At 65.3% G+C, this 17,828-nt stretch carries 18 protein-coding genes; 13 read left to right on the top strand and 5 right to left on the bottom strand.

The window, feature by feature from the left end; genetic code table 11:
* The first annotated feature begins 15 nt into the window (after window positions 1–15).
* From ACP7AR_RS09035 to rraA, 3 genes are read left to right on the top strand one after another with little or no spacing between them, the layout of a single operon-like run.
* Window positions 16–1,350 carry an FAD-dependent oxidoreductase gene (locus ACP7AR_RS09035; protein ID WP_426184898.1) on the top strand — a complete coding sequence of 445 codons (1,335 nt, stop codon included), beginning with the start codon at window positions 16–18 and terminating at the stop codon, window positions 1,348–1,350.
* A 43-nt stretch (window positions 1,351–1,393) separates the two neighbouring features.
* A complete protein-coding gene (locus tag ACP7AR_RS09030; RefSeq protein ID WP_426184896.1) occupies window positions 1,394–1,720 on the top strand; it encodes a DUF6385 domain-containing protein in 327 nt (108 codons plus the stop codon).
* Window positions 1,721–1,754: 34 nt separating this feature from the next.
* Window positions 1,755–2,222: a ribonuclease E activity regulator RraA gene (gene rraA, locus ACP7AR_RS09025; RefSeq protein ID WP_426184894.1), complete on the top strand. Its 468-nt coding sequence runs from the start codon at window positions 1,755–1,757 to the stop codon at window positions 2,220–2,222.
* Window positions 2,223–2,282: 60 nt separating this feature from the next.
* On the opposite strand, the gene ACP7AR_RS09020 is transcribed toward rraA, so the two are convergent.
* On the bottom strand, window positions 2,283–3,137 hold the full coding sequence (locus ACP7AR_RS09020; protein ID WP_426184892.1) for an SDR family oxidoreductase: 855 nt from the start codon (window positions 3,135–3,137) through the stop codon (window positions 2,283–2,285).
* 94 nt (window positions 3,138–3,231) lie between these two features.
* On the opposite strand from ACP7AR_RS09020, the gene ACP7AR_RS09015 reads away from it, so the two are divergent.
* Window positions 3,232–3,603, top strand: a complete 372-nt coding sequence (locus tag ACP7AR_RS09015; RefSeq protein ID WP_426184890.1) for a winged helix-turn-helix transcriptional regulator — start codon at window positions 3,232–3,234, stop codon at window positions 3,601–3,603.
* 37 nt (window positions 3,604–3,640) lie between these two features.
* Here ACP7AR_RS09015 and ACP7AR_RS09010 read toward each other — a convergent pair whose 3' ends face one another.
* On the bottom strand, window positions 3,641–4,378 hold the full coding sequence (locus ACP7AR_RS09010) for a DeoR/GlpR family DNA-binding transcription regulator (protein WP_426184888.1): 738 nt from the start codon (window positions 4,376–4,378) through the stop codon (window positions 3,641–3,643).
* Between the two features lie 195 nt (window positions 4,379–4,573).
* Between ACP7AR_RS09010 and ACP7AR_RS09005 the strand changes: the two genes are divergently transcribed.
* The 6 genes from ACP7AR_RS09005 to ACP7AR_RS08980 all read left to right on the top strand — a co-directional run bounded on the left by ACP7AR_RS09005 (window position 4,574) and on the right by ACP7AR_RS08980 (window position 10,945).
* Window positions 4,574–5,614: a substrate-binding domain-containing protein gene (locus ACP7AR_RS09005; RefSeq protein ID WP_426184886.1), complete on the top strand. Its 1,041-nt coding sequence runs from the start codon at window positions 4,574–4,576 to the stop codon at window positions 5,612–5,614.
* A 79-nt stretch (window positions 5,615–5,693) separates the two neighbouring features.
* A complete protein-coding gene (locus tag ACP7AR_RS09000) occupies window positions 5,694–7,190 on the top strand; it encodes a sugar ABC transporter ATP-binding protein (protein WP_426184884.1) in 1,497 nt (498 codons plus the stop codon).
* Window positions 7,190–8,209: an ABC transporter permease gene (locus ACP7AR_RS08995; protein WP_426184882.1), complete on the top strand. Its 1,020-nt coding sequence runs from the start codon at window positions 7,190–7,192 to the stop codon at window positions 8,207–8,209. The genes ACP7AR_RS09000 and ACP7AR_RS08995 overlap by 1 nt, the downstream gene beginning before the upstream one ends.
* Window positions 8,206–9,321, top strand: a complete 1,116-nt coding sequence (locus tag ACP7AR_RS08990) for an ABC transporter permease (protein WP_426184880.1) — start codon at window positions 8,206–8,208, stop codon at window positions 9,319–9,321. Before ACP7AR_RS08995 ends, ACP7AR_RS08990 begins: the two co-directional genes overlap by 4 nt.
* Window positions 9,318–10,319 carry a dihydroxyacetone kinase subunit DhaK gene (locus tag ACP7AR_RS08985; RefSeq protein WP_426184878.1) on the top strand — a complete coding sequence of 334 codons (1,002 nt, stop codon included), beginning with the start codon at window positions 9,318–9,320 and terminating at the stop codon, window positions 10,317–10,319. The genes ACP7AR_RS08990 and ACP7AR_RS08985 overlap by 4 nt, the downstream gene beginning before the upstream one ends.
* 2 nt (window positions 10,320–10,321) lie before the next feature.
* Complete coding sequence (locus tag ACP7AR_RS08980; RefSeq protein ID WP_426184877.1) at window positions 10,322–10,945, top strand: DAK2 domain-containing protein; 624 nt, start codon at window positions 10,322–10,324, stop codon at window positions 10,943–10,945.
* Window positions 10,946–11,029: 84 nt separating this feature from the next.
* On the opposite strand, the gene ACP7AR_RS08975 is transcribed toward ACP7AR_RS08980, so the two are convergent.
* Window positions 11,030–11,845: a BtpA/SgcQ family protein gene (locus ACP7AR_RS08975; RefSeq protein ID WP_426184875.1), complete on the bottom strand. Its 816-nt coding sequence runs from the start codon at window positions 11,843–11,845 to the stop codon at window positions 11,030–11,032.
* Window positions 11,846–11,898: 53 nt separating this feature from the next.
* Window positions 11,899–12,696, bottom strand: coding sequence for a DeoR/GlpR family DNA-binding transcription regulator (locus tag ACP7AR_RS08970; protein WP_426184873.1), 798 nt, complete (start codon window positions 12,694–12,696; stop codon window positions 11,899–11,901).
* 244 nt (window positions 12,697–12,940) lie between these two features.
* On the opposite strand from ACP7AR_RS08970, the gene ACP7AR_RS08965 reads away from it, so the two are divergent.
* Genes ACP7AR_RS08965 through ACP7AR_RS08955 form a run of 3 tightly spaced genes read left to right on the top strand, consistent with a single transcriptional unit; the run spans window position 12,941 to window position 16,397 of the window.
* Complete coding sequence (locus ACP7AR_RS08965) at window positions 12,941–13,735, top strand: inositol monophosphatase family protein (RefSeq protein ID WP_426184871.1); 795 nt, start codon at window positions 12,941–12,943, stop codon at window positions 13,733–13,735.
* Window positions 13,732–15,279: an FGGY-family carbohydrate kinase gene (locus ACP7AR_RS08960; protein WP_426184869.1), complete on the top strand. Its 1,548-nt coding sequence runs from the start codon at window positions 13,732–13,734 to the stop codon at window positions 15,277–15,279. Before ACP7AR_RS08965 ends, ACP7AR_RS08960 begins: the two co-directional genes overlap by 4 nt.
* A complete protein-coding gene (locus tag ACP7AR_RS08955; RefSeq protein ID WP_426184867.1) occupies window positions 15,276–16,397 on the top strand; it encodes an aminopeptidase in 1,122 nt (373 codons plus the stop codon). The genes ACP7AR_RS08960 and ACP7AR_RS08955 overlap by 4 nt, the downstream gene beginning before the upstream one ends.
* A 111-nt stretch (window positions 16,398–16,508) precedes the next feature.
* On the opposite strand, the gene ACP7AR_RS08950 is transcribed toward ACP7AR_RS08955, so the two are convergent.
* Window positions 16,509–17,822 (bottom strand): M20/M25/M40 family metallo-hydrolase, encoded by a 1,314-nt coding sequence (locus ACP7AR_RS08950; RefSeq protein WP_426184865.1) that lies wholly within the window; start codon window positions 17,820–17,822, stop codon window positions 16,509–16,511.
* Window positions 17,823–17,828: the final 6 nt, after the last annotated feature.

The following is a 17,828-nucleotide window of genomic DNA, read 5'->3' as shown; positions in this document are numbered from 1 at the left end:
GCGGAGCAGTCAGCAGTGTTCATCAGTGAACCGGCGCGGGAGACCCCCGTCGTCGGAGAGTACGACGTGGTGGTCTCAGGCGGAGGGCCGGCGGGCGTCATCGCGGCGGTCGCGGCCGCGCGAAACGGGGCGACGACGCTGTTGATCGAGCGTTATGGCTTCGTCGGCGGGATGTCGACGAGCGCCCTGGTCACGCCGATCAGCGAGTTCCGCGTCTCGGGTCGGCAGCACGTCGGCGGGATTCCCCTCGAGCTCATGCGCATCGCCGCCGAACTCGGGGGAGCCGAGCTCGATCGCGACAGCGGCAACTGGCCGGTGAACGACGAGATCCTCAAGTTGGCCGCGCAGCGGCTGCTGTTGGAGAGCGGTGTGACAATGCTGTTGCACACCTGGTTCGCGGATGTGGTCTCTGAGGACGGGCGTGTGAGCCACGTGGTCGTGCAGAACAAGGCCGGCCGGGTGGCGTACGCGTGCAACGCGGTCATCGACTGCACGGGGGATGCGGATGTCGTGCGCGCGGCGGGACTGCCGACGACGAAGGGCGACGTGCTGCAGCCTGCCTCGCTGTGGTTCCAGCTCGGCGGGGTCGACACCGATGCGCTGGAGTACGTCTTCGGCGACGCCGTGGACGGCATCCTTCCGGTGTCGGAGACGATTCGCGCTCGGCTCTCAGAGCTGTACGGTGCGGGCGAGTTCCCGCTTTTCGGTGGACCGTGGATCAACCGGTTCTTCCACGAGGGCATGGTCAGTATCAACGTCCTCCGAGAGCCGACGGATGCGAGCGACCCGGAGTGGTTCTCTCGCACCGAGACGAGCCTGCGCGAGAAGATGCATCTCGTCATCGACGTGCTGCGGCGGGAGTTCCCCGAGTTCCGCGATGCCTGGCTCGCGAAGTCCGGCATCCAGACCGGGGTGCGCGAGACGCACCACATCGTCGGACTGTACGAATTGTCCAAGGATGACATCGTCAACCCGAAGCCGTTCCCCGACACGATCGCCAAAGGTGCGCACACGATCGACATCCACCACACCGATTCGATCGATCAGAACGAACTCGTGATCCTGCGTCGTCCATACAATGTGCCGCTGCGCTCGCTCGTGCCACAGGGCAGCGAGAACATCATGACGGCGGGGCGAGTCATCTGCGCCGACGGGCCCGGCTTCGGGTCCGTGCGGGTCATGGCCACCTGCATGGCGATGGGGCAGGGGGCCGGCACAGCCGCCGCCCTCGCGGTGCGCGACGGGATGTCGATGTCGGAACTCGACTTCGAGGTGCTGCGCACGACGCTCATCGAGCAGGACGCGATCATCGATTTCGACAACGTCTCGGCGCTCGCCGCCGAGAGCTGAGCGTTCACGGGCTGAACGTTCGCGAGCTGAACAGGAGACGCACATGCAGCAGACCAACACATCCGTCATCGCGCGACGGGTCGTGATCGATGGCGATTACGCCACGCAATCCTATGAGGCGGGCTGGGCCAGCGAAGCGGTGATCTTCGTGCAGACGGAAGGCCCGCATCCCGACCTCGAGCTCGCGACCGAGATCTCGCCCGACGGCATCCACTGGATCCGTCGCGGAGAGGCAGTGACGCTGAAGGCCGCATCCGCGATCGCAGAGCTGTCGCTGGCCACGTTCGGAAACTGGCTGCGCGTGACGGTGAAGGGTGCGACGCCGCAGCAGCCGGCCCGCATCCTGGTGCACGTCAACGGCAAGGGCTGAGACCGGCTCGATCACGCCGTGTCAGGATGACAGCATGACCAGAGCCACCGCCGATCTCTATGACGAGTTCGGAGAAGAACTCCAGTCCCTGTCGGTCCAGTTCCGCAGCTTCGGCGATCGTGCCGCGTTCGACGGCCCCATCCGCACGATCCGTTGCGTCGAGGACAACGCCCTCGTGAAGACGCTGCTCGCGACGCCCGGCGATGGTGCGGTGCTCGTGGTCGATGGCGGCGGATCGCTGCAGACCGCGCTGATGGGCGACATGATCGCCGAATCCGCCGTCGCCCACGGGTGGGCAGGAGTCGTCATCAACGGTGCGATCCGCGACAGCGTCGCGATCAATGATCTGGCACTAGGCGTGAAGGCGCTCGGTACCAACCCTCGCAAGAGTGCCAAGCTCGGCGCCGGCGAGATCGACGTCGAGGTCTCGTTCGGGGGAGTGACCTTCCGGGTCGGCGCGCACCTGTACAGCGATGAGGACGGCATCCTCGTCGAGAGGTGACGTGGCCCGCGAGCCAGGCCCGCGTCCAGGTCAGAGGCGACCTGAACGCGGATCGGCGCGTCAGACAGCCGCGCGCAGCCCCTCGGCGAGAGGCGTCGTCGGACGCCCGATGAGACGAGCGAGGGTACCGTCGGTGTCGGCGAGAGCGCCCTCGCGGATGCCGGCATCCAGTGCCGTGAGGAATCCGATCGTTCCCTCGTCCAGGCCGGCAGCGGTCAGGTACGCCGCATGCTCCTCGGACGACAGTGCCTGGTACTCCACCGGACGGTCGGCGATCTCAGCGATCGTGGCGGCGAGCTCTGAGAAGTCCCATGCGACGTCGCCACCGAGCTCGTACACCTCGCCGATGTGGCCGTCCTCGAGAAGAACCACCGCCGCGGCATCCGCGAAGTCACGCCGGCTCGCGGATGCGACCTTGCCTTCTCCGACGCTCGCGGAGAGCACGCCGGACGCGGCCGCGTGCGCCATGCTGCCCGCGTAGTTCTCGGTGTACCAGTTGTTGCGGAGGACGACGGCGGGCACGCCGGACGCAACGATCAGCTCCTCCGTCGCCTTGTGCTCCGGTGCGAGAACCAGGTCGCTCGTCGTGGCCTTGGGTGCGCTCGTGTAGACGAGCTTGGAGACGCCGGCTGCCTTCGCCGCATCCACGACCGCCTTGTGCTGAGCCGTGCGCTTTCCGACCTCGGAGCCCGAGACGAGCAGTACGGAGTCGACGCCATCGAACGCAGCGTCGACGGATGCCGCGTCGTCATAGTCCAAGCTCACGACGCGGATGCCGCGATCAGCGAGGTCTGCCGCCTTCGAAAGGTCGCGGGCGCCCGCGACGATCGACTTCGGATCAGCGCCGCGAGTGAGAAGACTGTCGATGACGAGGCGGCCGAGCTGTCCGGTCGCACCGGTGATGAGAATGGTCATGAGTGTCCTTTCGAGGAATCGGTCCTCGGTGACAACCCGCGGCGGGCGGAGACATTCCGATCGGTGGGTACCCACTTTGAAGTAAGATACCTACATGAACGTTAGTTTTGCGCAGATCAAGGAGAGCATTCCGAACGTCTTCGAAGACGGCTGCAGCACGCGGGTCGTTCTCGATCACATCATGAGCAAATGGGGAGTGCTCGTGCTGTCCAGCCTCTCGGACGGAACCCGCCGCTGGGGCGAGCTTCGACGCGAGGTCGACGGCATCAGCGAGAAGATGCTCGCCTCGACTCTGCGCACACTCGCCGCCGACGGCCTTGTGCACCGGGAGTCGTTTCCCACGGTTCCTCCGCACGTCGAGTACAGCCTGACTCCGCTCGGTGTCGACCTCATGGAGCGCATGCTGCCGTTGGTCGCCTGGGTCGCGGACAACTCCGACGGGATGCTGGGCCGCGAAAGCGCGTGAGCCACGATCGACCCCGGATCACATCTACACCTCGGCTCTACACCTCGGCGCGGATCAGCGGAAGGGGGAAGTGCGCCGCTCGCATGGGATCAAGGCGTGAATCAGTGATACCGGCGGTGAACGGCTCAAGGTCGAAGCACTTGAACACGCCCTCGCGTCCGAACTTCGAACTGTCGGCGACGAAGAATGCCTCGGAAGCAACCGACAGCATCGACCGCTTCAGCTCGATCTCGTAACTGGACGTGTTGTAGAGCCCGTCCTCCATAACGGTGTCGGACCCGAAGATCGCCACGTTGACACGCAGATTCTGCACCTGCTGCACCGAAGTCGGTCCCCACATCGAGATATCCGTCGGGAGCAGTTCTCCGCCGATGAAGATCAGATGAGCGCTCTGACGTTCTGCGATGACCATGCCGATCTTAAGGTCGTTCGTGACGATGGTGTTGCGAGAACTGGACAGGTGCTTCGCCACCTCGAGCGTCGTGGTGCCGCTGTCGAGCAGCACTGTCTGACCATCGAGGATGCGGTCGGCCATGGCCTTTCCTATCGCGACCTTCTCGCGCCGATGCAGCGTGCCTTTGAGATCGTTGGGCGTCACCGTCTGGCGGACCGGGACAGCGCCGCCGTGCGTGCGCTGGACCAGGTCACGATCCTCAAGGACCTGAAGGTCCCGACGGATCGTCGAGCGGGTGACGCCGAAAGCATCGGACATCGTGGTGACCGATTGGAATCCCTGCTCCACCAGTAGTTCCACGATGCGAGCCTGACGCGACATTGCGAGGTCCTCTCCCTGCCTTTCGCACGAGTCTAGCGCGCGTACTGCGCGCTAGTGCCGATCTGATTGCGCGATATCGCGCATGAAATGCGCGATATCGATTGACGCGTGCGCAGAGCCGCGCTAAGTTCAAGAAAAACCCGAGAGCTCGGAACCTTGCACCACACAGACCCGGGCCGTCACGAAGGAGTGAGCATGAAGCGCAATCGTCCTGCATTCGCCCTACTCGCGGGAGCCGCTGTATTAGCTCTCGCAGGTTGCGGAACCACCGCCGGCACCGATTCCGGTGACGGAGGGACCTCTGATGGCGGCACTTCGGCCGAAGGTGCGTACGTCACTGTGGTCAAGGCCACGGGCATCGGGTGGTTCGACCGTATGGAGGTCGGCGTCGACGAATGGGCCGAGGAGACCGGTATCGATGCCCGCCAGGAAGGCCCGGCTGAGGCCACCAACGAGGGCCAGGTCGACATCATCCAGAACCTGATCGCTCAGGAGCCGGCTGCCATCACGGTCGTCCCCAACGACGTCGCGGGCGTTGCCAGCGTCCTGGCGGACGCCAAGGAGGCCGGCATCGTCGTCGTCGCGCATGAGGCTGCCGGCATCGAGAACGTCGACATCGACATCGAGGGCTTCGAGAACCGCGCCTATGGCGCCCAGATCATGGACAACCTCGCCGAGTGCATGTCCGAGGAAGGCGGCTACGTGCAGTTCGTCGGCCGTCTGACCAACGGTTCGCACAGTGAGTGGGTCGACGGCGCGCTGGAGAACCAGACGACCAACTTCGCCGACATGACGCGTCTCGAGGACCCCATCGAGTCCGAGGAGAACGAGGAAGTCGCCTACAACAAGGCCAAGGAGCTGCTCGCCAAGTACCCGGACATCAAGGGTTTCCAAGGTTCAGCCGGTACGGACGTCGTCGGCATCGCCCGCGCTGTCGAAGAAGCGGGCAAGGCTGACAGCGTCTGCGTCATGGGAACCTCGATTCCTTCGGTCGCCAGCAGCTACTTCGAATCCGGGGCGATCGACAAGATCTTCTTCTGGGACCCGGCGATGGCCGGAAAGGCACAACTGGCGATCGCTCAAATCCTCGTAGACGGCGGGACCATCGAGGAGGGCACCGATCTCGGCGTTCCCGGATACGAGTCTCTCGTCAAGCTCGAAGGCTATGACAACGTCTTCGCCGGCGATGCAGGCCTGGCTGTCGACTCGTCCAATGTGGACGAGTACGACTTCTGATCCGGAGGATCCCGATCACTGCGCGGGGGTGTGCTGACTGCACGCTCCCGCGCAGTGCCACGAAGGAGTAATCGACCTCATGACATCCTCCCAACCAGTGCTGCAGGTTCGCAACATCATCAAGACCTACGGTGGCGTCCGCGCGCTCGACGGCGTCTCGCTGTCTCTCGTGTCGGGCGAAGTCCACTGCCTCGCCGGTGAGAACGGCAGCGGAAAGTCCACTCTCATCAAGATCATCAGCGGTGTCGAGCGCCCGGATTCCGGAGAGATCGTCATCGACGGCGAGTCCCACCCGCACACGACGCCGAGCAGTGCGATCCGCGCCGGCATCCAGGTCATCTACCAGGACTTCTCGCTCTTCCCCAATCTCACGGCGGCCGAGAACATCGCCATGCTGAGTGAATTGGCCGACCGGCGCAAGATCTCGTCGCGCAAGCGCATCCGTGCCGCGGCTGAGGCGATCGTCACCGACCTCGGACTGCGGATCGACCTCGACGCCGATGTCGCAGATCTGTCTGTTGCCGACCGGCAGTTGATCGCGATCTGCCGCGCACTGGTCGGTGAGGCCCGCGTGCTGATCATGGATGAGCCGACCACGGCTCTCACCCACTCGGAGGTTCAGCGGCTCTTCACGATCGTCAGGCGCCTGCAGGAGCGCGGCGTGGCCGTCGTGTTCGTGAGCCACAAGCTCGATGAAGTGCTCGCCATCTCTCAGCACGTCACGGTCGTGCGCAACGGCGCGGTGGTGGAATCCGGCGCGGCCGTCGATTTCACCGCGCGTTCCATCGCGAAGGCGATGACCGGACGCGAGGTCAGCGAAGAGCGTCTCGTGGATGATCTCTCTCCAGATCAAAAACCCCTGCTCGTGGTCGAGGGTCTCGGTCGCGAGGGAGCATTCAGCGACGCGAGCTTCAGTCTCGCCTCCGGCGAGATCCTGGGCATCACAGGTCTGCTCGGATCCGGGCGCAGCGAGATCGCTGAAGCGCTGTTCGGAGTCGCGCCGGCCGACACGGGTACTATCGTCATCAACGGGCGCGAGGGCCGCATCCGCTCCATTGCGGATGCAGTGAAGGCGGGCATCGGGTATGTCCCGGAGGATCGCCTCACGCAAGGCCTGTTCTTGGAGAAGTCGATCGCCGACAACATGGTCGCCTCGTCGCTCGACAAGTACCGCAGCAGAGCGCTGGTGCTCGACCGCAGGCGCATCGCGCGCTCCATGGCCGACCTGTTCGCGCGTCTGCGGATCAAGGCGCCCAATGTGCAGGCACCTGTGCGAAGTCTCTCCGGAGGAAACGCGCAACGCGTCGTGATCGCGAAATGGCTCGATCGCAAACCGTCGGTTCTGATGCTGAACGGTCCCACCGTCGGGGTCGATATCGGCTCCAAGGAAGAGATCTTTGCGATCCTTCGCGAACAGGCAGCCGAGGGGATGGGAATCATCGTGATCTCGGATGACATCCCCGAGCTGGTCACGAGCTGCCACCGTGTGCTGATCGTTCGCGCCGGCCGCATCGTCGCGGAGATAGCCGGCGATGAGATCGACGTCGACACCATTCAGATGAGGATGACCGCCTGATGAAGATATTGCGACGTCTGCGCGGCGCGAACAACGAGGGCGTGCTGCTGGCCGTGATCATCGTGGTGATCGTGCTCATGGCCTTCGCCAGCCCGGCGTTCTTCACCCCCGGCACATTCTTCAGCCTTGCGCGCAGCTCCCTGGTCCCCCTGGTATTCGCGCTCGGTGTTCTGCTGGTCATGATCTCCGGCGGGATCGACGTCTCCTTTCCCGCCATCGCGATCTTCGCGGCCTATACGACGGTCGCATGGTCCTCGGAGGCCAGCTTCGACCCCACCATCGTCGGCATCTTCGCCATCGCCATCGTGATCGGCGCGCTCTGGGGCCTACTCAACGGCGTGGTGATCGCGCGGTTCCGGCTGCCTACGCTGATCGTGACCCTGGGTACTCAGGGCATCATCAAGGGCATCCTGCTGACATACATCGGATCCACGTACATCTCGGCCGCAAAACTGCCCGACAGTGTCGCCCAGGCAGGAGATGCGCATCTCCTCGACGTTCCGGGAGCCGGTTACCTGCACGGGATGCTCGTTCCCGTCGTCATGATCGTCGTCGTGATCTGGTGGATGCTTAAGTACACGACGTTCGGCCGAAGCATCTTCGCGATCGGTGGAGACGCTGAGGCGGCGCGACGCGTCGGCATCAAGGTCGTTCGCACGCAGGTCATCCTGTACGTGCTCGTGGGAGCGCTCGCGGCGTTCGGCGGCGTGATCTTCGTCATCCTCGGAAAGAATGCCAACCCTCAGACATTGGTGGGCACGGAACTGGACATCATCGCCGCCGTGGTCCTCGGTGGCGCGTCGATCTTCGGCGGTCGTGGATCGGTGTTCGGCACGGTGCTGGGCGTCGTACTGGTTCAGCTCATCAACAACAATCTGGTCCTGGTCGGTGTGCCCAGCACCTGGCAGCGTGCCGCAGTCGGCATCCTGCTGATCGTCGGCGTCTCGATCCAGGCGCTGGCGGCGATGCGATCCAGGCGGCAACCCGTCCTGGTCGAGGAGGAGGGGAGCAAGGCATGAGCGGCAACGACCTGAACGGCCTGCGTGACGCCAATCAGAAACTCGATGACGGCTTCGCCGGCATCATCTCCCGCATCCAGGTGCCACGCGGCGCCGGTCGCATGGTGCTGCTGCTGGTGATCACGTTCGCGTTCTTCGCGATCATGAATCCACGGGTGTTCCTCAACCCGGTGAACCTTCAGAACATCGGGGTCGCCGCTCCCGAGATCGGCCTGATCGGCCTGGCCATGATGCTCGCGATGCTCACCGGCGGAATCGACCTGTCGATCGTCGCGATCGCGAATGTGTCTGCGATCACGGTGTCTTCGCTGTACACGGCGATCTCGGTCGGCGCCGGCGCACAGACGGCCGAGTCGCTTTCGGGGCTCATCATCCTCGCCGGCGTGGTGATGGGAGCCCTTCTCGGCGCGGTGAACGGCGTGCTGATCAGTGTGGTCGGAATTACGCCGATCCTGACCACACTCGGTACCATGCAGCTGTTCAACGGGCTCGCACTGGTGTGGACGGGCGGGCTGACGATCTCGGGAGCGCCTTCTGCGCTGCAGATGATCGGCAAGGCGACGGTCATCGGGATCCCCGTGCTGTTCCTGATCCTGCTGATCGTCGCGGTGCTGCTGGCCATCGTGGTCGATCGGACTCCGATCGGACGGAAGATCCAGCTGCAGGGGGCCAACCCGGTCGCCGCGCGATACTCCGGTATCAGCGCGCGCCGCACGTTGATGCTCACGTACATCATCAGCGGGATGCTCGGCGGGATCGCCGGATTGGTCTTCCTCTCGCGGAACCCGTCGGCCAGCGCCGATTACGGCTCGAGCTACGTGCTGCTGGCCATCGTCATCGCGGTTCTCGGCGGGACCAACCCGAACGGCGGTTTCGCCACCGTGACCGGCGTGGTGCTGGCAACTCTCACCCTGCAGGTCGTATCCAGCGGGTTCACGGCGCTGCGGCTCTCGGCATACGAGTACGCCATCGCTCAAGGCGTGCTGCTGATAGCGGTGATGATCTTCGACCAGCTCAGATTCCGTCGCCGACGGCGGGCTTCGCCAGGGTCGTCCAGCGAGACGGTGGCGATCGCCACCGCGAAACGAGGAAAGGACGGCACACGGCCGTGAAGAAGATCATCAATGCACCGGAGGCGTTCGTCGACGAGTTCGTCGAAGGAATCCTCCTCGCACATCCCGACCTCGTGAAGACGCCCGGTGACGATCTGCGAGTGCTCGCCCGTGCGGATGCACCGCGTCAGGGGCACGTCGGAATCGTGACCGGCGGCGGCTCCGGCCATCTGCCTCTCTTCAAGGGATACGTCGGGACCGGACTCTGCTCAGCGGTCGCCATCGGGAATGTCTTCAGCTCGCCGAGCTCCGATCAGATCTTCGAGGCCACGAAGGCAGTCGACGGCGGCGCCGGAGTCCTGTACCTGTACGGCAATTACGGCGGCGACGTGCTCAACTTCGATCTAGCGGCTGATCTCGCCGACCTCGATGACATCCCCACCCGCACGGTCCTCGGCCGTGATGACGTGGCCAGCCAACCAAGGGAGCGCAAGCTCGACCGGCGTGGCGTCGCGGGAATCATCTTCGCCTACAAGGCGGCGGGTGCCGCCGCCGAGCGTGGCGATTCCCTCGAGGAGGTCGCAGCGATCACCGAGGATGTCGTCGAACACACCGCGACGATGGGGATCGGGCTCGCGCCGACGATCCTTCCGACCACCGGCCGGCCGAGTTTCGAACTCGATGATGGCGAGATGGAGATCGGGATCGGCATCCATGGGGAGCCCGGCAGCCGTCGCGGGCCGCTTGAGACCGCGGATGAGATCGCAGATCACGTGGTCGAGGCGCTCGTCACCGACCTCGATCTGAAGTCCGGCGCTCGCGTGGCCGTCATGGTCAACGGTCTCGGAGCGACCCCGTTGGAAGAGCTCTATGTGCTGTACCGCCGGACCCACCAGATCCTCGCGGAGTCCGGCATCGAGATCGTCAAGAACTACGTCGGCGAGTACGCGACGAGCCTCGAGATGGCCGGCGCGTCGATCTCGCTGCTCGAACTGAACGATGAGCGCCTTGCGCTGCTTGAGGCGCCCGCGAAGTCGCCGTTCTTCCAGGAGGGTTGAAAATGGAAGCCGAACAACTGAACGACCGCATCCGCGGCAGCCTCGCAGTGCTGATCGACTCGGCGGACGAGCTGCGAGATCTGGACCAGGCCCTGGGCGACGGCGATCTCGGCATCACGATCTCGGCGGGCTCCGCCGCAGTGATCGCCGCGCTGGAACAGCTGCCGGCAGACTCCACCCCTGTCGATATCGCCAGGGCGAGCGCAAAGGCCTTCGCCAACGCGAACCCATCGACCATGGCGGCGTTGGTGGCCGGTGCGCTCCTTGCCGGATCACGGGTGTGGGCAGACGTCACGGACGTGACCATCGCCGATGCGCAGGCTTTCGCCGCCGCTGCCGCGACCAGCATCGCTCAGCGCGGCAAGACGCAGATCGGTGACAAGACGATCCTCGACGGCCTCGCAGCCGTCGCGGACGCCCTCGTCGACCAGACCGATGCCGACGAGGCCCTTGCCGCTGCGATCACCGCTGCAGCAGCAGCGGTGGAGAACACCAAGGACCTCCAATCTCGACGCGGACGCGCTTCGTGGCTGCAAGAGCGCAGCATCGGCATGGCAGACCCTGGTGCCACGGCACTGCAGCGGTTCGTCGAGTCGTGGAAGATCGCGGGCGTCGACTCGAAATAGGTGCGTAAAGTATCTGCTGCTGACGTTCGTCGGCCGAGATGAGGGCCGGGGCAATCACCGCTTCGGCCCTCATCTCGTTCCGCATCAGAGGGTGTTCCTGAAGTCCTTCACGGCGCTCATGAGCTCATGCACACGCTCGACCTTTGCGCGGTTCTCGAACTTGCCGTCTTCCTTGAAGAACGTGCCCATGACGGCGCCGTCGGCAACCGAGAGCTGCTCGGCGACGTTCGACGGGCGCACTCCGGTGTTCACGAACACGGGAGTGTCACCGGCGACATCCTTGACGACGCGCAGCGCCTGCGTGTCGGTCGGGGCTCCTGCGGTCAGACCCGAGACGCACAGCGCGTCAGGGGATGCGACGAACACGGTGCTCTGCGCAATCGAGCGCAGATCACGTTCGGCGAGGTACGCCGCCGATTCCGGAACGATGTTGAACAGCATCTTCACGTCTCCCGCACCGATTCGCTGACGGTAGCGCGCGATCTCGCCGACGTTGGTGTTCCACAGGCCGAAGTCGGAGGCATAGACCCCGGTGAAGATCTCGCGCACCCATTGTGCGCCGGTCGCCAGGGCGAGATCGATCGACGCCTGGCCGTCCCACAGAACGTTCACCCCGTATGGGGTCGAAAGCTCGGGCAGCAGCTCGCCGATGATGCGAGCCATCGAGATCGCAGTGATTGGCTCGGTCTTGGTGAGGTAGGGAAGGCTGAACTCGTTGGAGATCATGATGCCGTCGACGCCGCCGGTCTGGAGCGCCTCGAGTTCTTCCCGCGCACGGTCGACGACGGCGCGGATGCCGGCTTTCGAGTCGTACCCTGGGTCGCCCGGCAGCGCCTCGAGGTGCAGCATGGCGATGATCGGCTTGGGGGCGGTGAAGACATCATCGAGCCAGGTGGTCATGAGTGTCCCTTCTTCTTTGGAGGTGGGTGGAGAGCAGGAGAACGGATGCGCCATCACGTGGTCATGTCGGCGCCTCCGGCCGCGGTCACGCTGACGACGGATACGCCGGCGGTGGTGGCCGCGCTGAGCGCGGGGGAATCGGATGCCGCATCCGTCACGATCAACTCGGCAGCAGAAAGCGGGGCTATGCTGCTGAGCTGAGCGCGTCCGATCTTCGATTTATCGGCGAGCACGATCAACCGGTCTGACGCCTCGATCGCTGCGCGCTTCACGGCGCTCTCATCTCGGTGATAGTCCGTGAATCCTCGACGTGGGTGGATGCCCGCGACCCCCATGATGAAGGTGTCGCAGTTGTAGCGGCGGAAGCTCTCGACCGCCTCGATCCCGATCAGGCTGAGCTCCCCAGGTCGCAACAGCCCCCCGGTCAGGAGGATCGTCGTGTCAGGTTCGGATCGGAGCTCGGTCGCGACGAGCAGGCTCGGCGTCACGATGGTGAGTCCCAGTTCACGTCCTCGCACAGCGCGTGCCACGGCCAGGGCGCTGCTTCCGCTGTCGAGGACGACAGTCTCATGCGGGGAGAGCTGGGCGACCGCGTATTCGGCGATGTGCTGTTTGCTCGCGACATCGAGATGCGAGCGGGCCTCGAAGGTCGGCTCGGAGATCTTGCTGAGGGCGATCGCACCGCCGATCACCTTACGCACAAGGCCCTCGGCCTCGAGCACGTCGATGTCGCGTCGAACGGTCATCTCGGAGACGCCGAACTCGGCGGCCAGGACGCTGAACTCGATCTCGCCTTCGGTGAGGAGTCGCTCGCGGATCTGCTGAGTTCGACTGTTACCGGGTTTGGCCACTGGCGTCCTCCTCAACGATTGGATGTGAATAGTTCACACAATGCAGACAGTCTTGCACGGCGCACTCTCGGTCGTCCAGTCCCGTTTTCTAACCGCGACCGCCGTCGAGCCGCAAGCCGCTGTGCACTTCTGGCTTGGTGCGAGGTCGTTCCTTGCCCTCGCCTGGCGACGCCGTATGATGAGATTGCCTAACAGTGATCATGCATCGTTCGCGTGAATCTCTAACAGAGAGTGGGTAGTCAGCATGGCAACGAGCACTCCGACACCGCAGGAGCTCCGCACGCTCGCGATCGCCGCCGCGCAGCTCGGCGGCGAGGCGCTGACGCATGCATCTGCTCCGCGAACCGCCATCGCGAAGGAGATCCCCGGCGACGTCGTGACCGAAGCGGACCGCGCCGTCGAACTGCGCATCCGCGAGCATCTCTCCGCTGTCCGCCCGGATGACCGCATCGTCGGTGAGGAATTGCCGGATTCGGGAACCGGCAGTACCGGGCTCGAGTGGTTCATCGACCCCATCGACGGCACCAGCAACTTCGTCCACGGCCTGACGCTGCACTGCACGTCAGTGGCGGTATTCGACTCCACTCGCGAGATATGGCTGGCCGGGGCGATCCACGTCTCTGCGAGCGCCATCACATACGCGGCGGCCCTTGGCGCCGGGGCACAGAAGCTCTTCGCAGACGGGACGGCGGTCGAGCTGACCGCCACCCCCGCACCAGGGGTGCCGCGATTGCTCGGAGTCGGGCTGTCGTACGACCCAGAGGCGCGGATTCGCCAACTCGATGACATCCGCGAGCGCATGCGCGACTACGACGACTTGCGCAGCCTCGGAACAGCGGCGTATGCACTGTGCCTCGTCGCGGAGGGTGTCTTCGCCTCGTTCGTCGAGACGGATCTGTTCGTGTACGACTGGGCCGCAGGCGCGCTGATCGCAGAGGAAGCCGGTGCGGAGGTCGGACGGCCCGAGGGCTTGGGGCGCGGCGCGATTATCGCGCACGGGCGGCCACCGCGCACCATGTCAGACGGAGGACTTGCGTGAACGCCGAAGCGGCTGAAGACTCGGCATCCGCCGCCGTCGTCATGGGCGTCGACATCGGCACCTATGAGGCGAAGGGTGTTCTGGTGGCCGCTGACGGCCGCGTCGTCGCTCAGCACCGCAGGCCGCATTCGGTGCTGACTCCCGGTCAGGGTCGGGTCGAGCACGATGCGCGCAGCGTGTGGTGGGATGGCTTCGTCGAGATCACTCGAGCGCTGCTCTCGAGCTCTGGACTCGATGCCTCGGCCGTCCGTGCCGTCGCCGTCAGCGGCATCGGTCCCTGCGTGCTTCCGATCGACACGGCGGGGGAGCCGTTGCGCAATGCCATCCTGTACGCCGTCGACTCAAGAGCGCAGGACCAGATCGACCAGTTGAATCAGTCGTTCGGGCAAGATGAGATCCTTGCGCGTTCCGGTACGCCGCTCAGCTCGCAGTCGGCCGGTCCGAAGATCCTCTGGATCGAGCAGAACGAGCCGGACATCTTCGCGCGTGCGCACCGCTTCGTCACGTGCCAGACGTTCGTGGTCGGTCGGCTGACGGGGCAATGGCGTGTGGATCACGCCACGGCCGCGTACTTCCACCCGTTCTATGATCGTCGCGTCATGACGTGGAATCTCGACGGTGCGCCGACGGCGCTGCGACGCGAGCAGCTGCCTGAGCTCGCATGGTCCAGCGAGATCGCGGGCCACATCCATTCCGATGCCGCAGCGGCAACCGGGCTGGATGCCGGAACACCGGTGCTGGTCGGCGCGCCGGATGCCGTCGCCGAAGCGTTCAGCGCGGGAGTCGCCGAACCGGGCGACATGATGATCATGTACGGGTCGTCGCACTTCATCATCGAGGTGCTTGACCACGCGCACACCTCGAACACCCTCTGGCCTGCGCCGTTCCTCTTCCCTGGAAGCCATCTCGTGGCGGCCAGTCTCCCCACTGCCGGCAGCTTCACCCGGTGGTTCGCAAACCTGCTCGACGCGGACTCCGGTGGCAGCGATGAGCTCTACTCCGCACTCACCGTCGCGGCGGAATCATCTCCTCAGGGTGCCCGCGGACTGGTTGCTCTGCCATACCTGAGCGGCGATCCGCAGGCCAGGGGCAGCTTCGTCGGTCTCACGATGCAGCACACCAGGGGCGACATGGCGCGCGCCGTCGTCGAGTCGATCGCCCAGGGGGTGAGTCGGGTGCTGCGCCGGTTCGGTTATGACGGCCTCGAACCACGACGCGTGCGTGCTGTCGGCGGTGGCACGAAGAACGCCGTCTGGCTGCAGGCCGTCAGCGACGTCTCCGGACTCACGCAGGAAGCCGTGCCCGGGCTCGGGGCCTCTTTCGGGGATGCGATGCTCGCGGCGATGGCCGTTGGCTTCCTCGATGATGTCCAGAGCATCTCCGCATGGGTGAGCGTGCAGAGGACGGTGGCTCCACGTGCGGAATTCGCCGATCTCTACGCCCGCCAGGCTGCGGCCTTTGAACTTCTTGACACCGCGACGCGTGAGATCGTCTCCGCGTTGTCCGATCCGCGAGCTGCCGACGAAACGGAGACCCCGAAATGACCGACGCCTCATCAGACCCTCGCTGGGGCGATCTGGGCGAGCACCTCGCCGAACGTCTGGAAGTCGCTTCTGGCGATCGCGTGAGCATCTTCGTCAACGACGACTCGGCGCTGCCGGCGGCGCATGCGCTGATCCGAGTGGCGATGCGACACGGTGCGATGGTGCAGACCGTGTACCAGCCGGAGTTGGCCGACACCGAAGAACTCATCCACTCCGCGCTCGAGCAGATCGCGGAGCCTCCTGCCGTGGAAGCTGCGGCGATGAAGTGGTCGACCGTGCACGTCTCGTTCCGTTCGATGCTGTGGCCGGAGCCGTCGGACGATGCACGGCCCGCTGACTTCCCGCAACGCCTGGCTGCGCAACGACAGGCGAAAGGCGCAATCTCCACGCTCCGCTGGCAGAACACGCGATGGGCGATCGTGCGTATCCCCACGCCGGCATGGGCGGCGCAGATCGGAGTGTCTCCCGCATCGCTGCTCGATGAGTTCTTCGCCGGAGCGCTGGACGATTGGGACGCAGCCAAGACCCGCTGGCAGTCGGTGTGCGACGCGATCGACGCCGGTACCAGTGTCACCATCACTTCGGCCGACACCGATCTGCGCCTCGGAATCGAAGGGCGCACGGCGGCCCTGTTCGCTGGAGAAGCCAATCTTCCGGACGGAGAGGTCGCCACGGCGCCCGTCGACGACCGAGTGGACGGGCACATCAGCTTTCCCGGAATCACTGTCTTCGCAGGCGAAGTTTTCGAGAATCTCTACCTGCGATTCGAGGCCGGACGCGTGATCGAGGTGCGCGCGGATCGCGGCGCCGAGGTCGCTCGCGCTCTCATCGACACCGATGAGGGATCTCACCGCGTCGGCGAGCTGGGCATCGGCTTGAGCAGCACAGTTCAGCAGTGGACGGGGGATCTGTTCATCGACGAGAAGATTCTCGGCACAGTGCATATCGCCTTGGGGCGTGCATACCCGCAGTGCGGCGGTATCAACGAGTCGACACTGCACTGGGACATCGTCAAAGATCTTCGTGTCGATGCCGCGGGTGGTCCAGGCACGCTGGCGATCGACGGCCGCCCGATCGTCGATGCAGGCAATGTCGTGTGGCCGGGGCTGGCGGGCTAGCATCGGTCACGCCGTGGCTTCCGACCTGCGGCGCGGAAGGTGGCGCAGATGGTCGTGTCGCGGCGCAGGATGCAGCAAGTAGCGACACCTCATGCGGCGGGCCGAACGACGTCACGCCGTCGCGAGGATCCCGGCGGTCACGCGGGCGCTGAAGTACAGACTCTCCACCGGGACGCATTCGTCCGCCGCGTGGAACTGTCCGTAGACGTCAAAATCGTCCGGTACGCGCAGCGGTACGAACCCGTACCCGTGCACGCCGAGGCGCGCGAAGTGCTTGTTGTCGGTTGAGGCCGGCAGCAGATAGGGCACCACGACGCCGTCGGGATCCTCGGCGGTGAGAGCAGCGGAGATGGCGTCGACGAACGGGCCGTCGACGGGCGACGCGACCGGATGCATCGACCGAAGTCGTTGCACCTCGACGGTCTCACCGGACAGACGCGCGACCTCGGACAGCAGCTCCTCCTCGCCATCGGGCAGCGCCCGGTAGTCGACGATCGCCTCTGCGCTGCCAGGGATGATGTTGCTCTTGTCGCCCGCGCGCAGCACGGTCGGCGCCGCCGTGTTCCGCGCCGCCGCGGCGATCACACGCCCGACGAATCCGATGTCCTCCAGCTCGGCATCCAGATTCTCGTCGCTGAACGTGATGCCCCGCGCCTCGCCGAACACCTCCAGAAAGCGCGCCAGCGCCGGTGTGCGGACGACGGGGAACCGATGCGCGCCGATCCTGGCGACCGCGCTGGCCAACTGCGGCACCGGATCGCTCGGCAACGGCCGCGACGCATGCCCCGCTTCGCCGCGTGCCGTGAGTCTGAGACCGCCGACGCCCTTCTCCGCCGTCGCGAGCAGGTAGGCGCGGCGTCCCTCGACGAGCGGCACTGAGAACCCGCCGACCTCGCTGATCGCCTCTGTCGCGCCCGCGAACAGCTCCGGCCGGTTGTCGACCAACCACGACGCGCCCCACACTCCGCCGCTCTCCTCATCCGCGAGGAAGGCGAAGATCAGATCACGCCTGTGGCGGATGCCGGAACGCACGAGGTGCCGCGCCACCGCCAGGATGACGCCCGCGTAGTTCTTCATGTCGACGGCGCCGCGGCCGTAGAGCAGGCCGTCTGAGATCTCGGCGCCGAAGGGCGGATGGGTCCAGTCCGCAGCATCCACCGGCACGACATCGAGGTGCGCGTGCACGATCAGCGCACCGGCATCCGGATCCGTGCCGCGAAGGCGGGCGATCACACTGCCGCGGCCCGGAACAGGCTCGACGAAAGACGTCTCGAGCCCGACCTCTTCCAGCCGGGTCTGCACGAACCGTGCGGCTCGCGTCTCGCCGTCGCCGATCGTCTGGAGGTCGCCGGTGTTGACGCTGTCGATGCGGATGAGATCGCGCACGAAGTCGAGCGCCTCATCCTCCAGCTGGCTGAGTGTCACGTCCTC

The organism is Microbacterium sp. TWP3-1-2b2, from assembly GCF_049896145.1.
In the GTDB taxonomy this organism is placed as follows: Bacteria; Actinomycetota; Actinomycetes; order Actinomycetales; family Microbacteriaceae; genus Microbacterium.
This window is presented reverse-complemented; position numbering and strand designations above follow the sequence as displayed.

Bases quoted from the DNA above. Each gene is read 5' to 3' on its own strand.
- ACP7AR_RS09030 (WP_426184896.1), top strand. From the start codon at position 1,394: ATGCAGCAGACCAACACATCCGTCATCGCGCGACGGGTCGTGATCGAT.
- rraA (WP_426184894.1), top strand. From the start codon at position 1,755: ATGACCAGAGCCACCGCCGATCTCTATGACGAGTTCGGAGAAGAACTC.
- ACP7AR_RS09020 (WP_426184892.1), bottom strand. From the start codon at position 3,137: ATGACCATTCTCATCACCGGTGCGACCGGACAGCTCGGCCGCCTCGTC.
- ACP7AR_RS09015 (WP_426184890.1), top strand. From the start codon at position 3,232: ATGAACGTTAGTTTTGCGCAGATCAAGGAGAGCATTCCGAACGTCTTC.
- ACP7AR_RS09010 (WP_426184888.1), bottom strand. From the start codon at position 4,378: ATGTCGCGTCAGGCTCGCATCGTGGAACTACTGGTGGAGCAGGGATTC.
- ACP7AR_RS09005 (WP_426184886.1), top strand. From the start codon at position 4,574: ATGAAGCGCAATCGTCCTGCATTCGCCCTACTCGCGGGAGCCGCTGTA.
- ACP7AR_RS09000 (WP_426184884.1), top strand. From the start codon at position 5,694: ATGACATCCTCCCAACCAGTGCTGCAGGTTCGCAACATCATCAAGACC.
- ACP7AR_RS08995 (WP_426184882.1), top strand. From the start codon at position 7,190: ATGAAGATATTGCGACGTCTGCGCGGCGCGAACAACGAGGGCGTGCTG.
- ACP7AR_RS08990 (WP_426184880.1), top strand. From the start codon at position 8,206: ATGAGCGGCAACGACCTGAACGGCCTGCGTGACGCCAATCAGAAACTC.
- ACP7AR_RS08980 (WP_426184877.1), top strand. From the start codon at position 10,322: ATGGAAGCCGAACAACTGAACGACCGCATCCGCGGCAGCCTCGCAGTG.
- ACP7AR_RS08975 (WP_426184875.1), bottom strand. From the start codon at position 11,845: ATGACCACCTGGCTCGATGATGTCTTCACCGCCCCCAAGCCGATCATC.
- ACP7AR_RS08965 (WP_426184871.1), top strand. From the start codon at position 12,941: ATGGCAACGAGCACTCCGACACCGCAGGAGCTCCGCACGCTCGCGATC.
- ACP7AR_RS08955 (WP_426184867.1), top strand. From the start codon at position 15,276: ATGACCGACGCCTCATCAGACCCTCGCTGGGGCGATCTGGGCGAGCAC.